General features: G+C 74.9%; 1 protein-coding gene. It reads left to right on the forward strand.

Going from position 1 to position 1957, the window contains the following annotated elements; genetic code table 11:
- Position 1: 1 nt before the first annotated feature.
- On the forward strand, positions 2–1957 hold a 1956-nt coding region (locus RKE29_RS29635), incomplete at its 3' end, for a polyketide synthase dehydratase domain-containing protein (protein ID WP_312008802.1).

The raw sequence follows: 1957 nt of genomic DNA on the forward strand, positions 1-1957 counted from the left end.
GGTGAACGGGCCGCGTGCGGTGGTGGTTTCCGGTGATGCGGATGCTGTCGAGGAGTGGCTGCCGCTGTGGGGGGACCGTAAGACGTCGCGGTTGCGGGTGTCGCACGCGTTCCACTCGCCGCGTATGGAGCCGATGCTGGCGGACTTCCGCCGGGTGGCGGAGGGTCTGCGGTTCGAGCAGCCGCGGATTCCGGTCGTGTCGAACGTGACCGGTGAGCTGGTCACGGCCGAGCTGACGGATCCGGAGTACTGGGTGCGGCATGTGCGGCGGGCGGTCCGTTTCGCCGACGGTGTGCGCACGCTCCAGGGTCTGGGCGTGCGGCGCTTCTTGGAGTTGGGTCCGGATGGTGTGCTGACGGCGATGGCGCGGCAGTCGCTGGAGGACCTGGCCGACGAGACCGAGGTGGTGTTCGCGGCCGCGCTGCGGGCGCGTAAGCCGGAGGTGGAGACCTTCGCCGGTTTCCTGGGCCGGGTGTTCCTGGCTGGTGTCGGGGTGGACTGGTCGGTGTTCTACGCGGGGACGGGTGCGCGTCGGGTGGCGTTGCCGACGTACGCGTTCCAGCGGGAGCGGTACTGGCTGGCCCCGACGTCCGGGACCGGCGACGCCACCGCCGCCGGACTCGGCCGGATGGACCACCCCATGCTGGCCGCCGCGGTCTCCGTCGGCGACCGGGACGAGTGGGTGTTCACCGGCCGCCTGTCCACCGACTCGCACCCGTGGGCCGCCGAGCACGTCCTGCTCGGCACCATGGTGGTGCCGGGCACCGGGCTGGTCGAGCTGGCCCTCGCCGCCGGGCGGCGGACCGCCAGCCCCGTACTGGACGAGCTGGTGCTGGAGGCGCCGCTGCTCCTTGAGGACGGCGCCGTACGGCAGCTCCAGGTCACCGTCGGACAGGCCGACGACGACGGCCGCCGCGAGGTGGCGATCTACTCGCGCCCGGAGACCGGCGCCGAGGACGGCGAGCGGGACGTGACCTGCCACGCGCGGGGCGTCCTCGCCGCCGCGGCCGAGCCCGCCGCCCCGTGGCCCGCCGTATGGCCGCCGGAGGACGCCGAGCCGCTGCCCGTCGACGCGCTCTACGCCCACCTGACCGACCTCGGCTACGACTACGGCCCGGTCTTCCAGGGCGTGCGCGCCGCCTGGCGCGACGGCGACGAGACCTACGCCGAGGTGGCCCTGCCCGACGGCGCGGGCGGCGAGGGCTACGGCATCCACCCGGCGCTGTTCGACGCAGCCCTGCAAAGCGGCGTCATCCTGCTGACCGACCGCGACGACAGCCGGCACAAGATGCCGTTCAGCTGGTCCGGCGCCCGGCTCGACCAGCGGGGCGTCTCGCGGCTGCGCGTCCGCGCCGTCGCCACCGGCGACTCCTCGCTCCGGCTCGACGCGGTCGACGACTCCGGAATGCCGGTCGTGTCGGTCAGGTCCGTCGCCGTACGCCCGGTCGAGCAGGCCAGGATCGAAGGCGCCCAGCGCGGCAGGCAGCACCCGCTGTACCAGGTCGACTGGACGCCGGTCACCGCCGAGGACACCGCCGGGCCGCGCCAGGTCGTGTACCTGAGTGCCAGCGGGACGAGCGGTACGGGCGCGGACGGCCACTACGCCGACCTCGACGCGCTGGAGCAGGCGCTGGCCGACGGGGCCACGGCGCCCTCGGCGGTCGTCGCCGCCGTCGAGACCCCGGAGGGCGGCGCGGCGGAGGCGGCACAGGCCGCGACCGCGCACGCGCTGCTCCTGGTGCGGCGCTGGCTGGCGAGCGAGTGGCTGACCGACACCCGGCTGGTGGTCGCCACCCGCGGCGCCGTCGCACTGGACGGGCAGGCGCCCGACATCGCGCAGGCCGCCGTGTGGGGCCTGGTGCGCAGCGCGCAGTCCGAGCACCCGGACCGGTTCCTGCTGGCCGACCTCGACGGCGGTGAGCCGGACTGGGACGCGGTGCTCGCCGCCGACGAGCCG

This window comes from Streptomyces sp. B1866 (assembly GCF_031932565.1).
Taxonomy (GTDB): Bacteria; Actinomycetota; Actinomycetes; order Streptomycetales; family Streptomycetaceae; genus Streptomyces.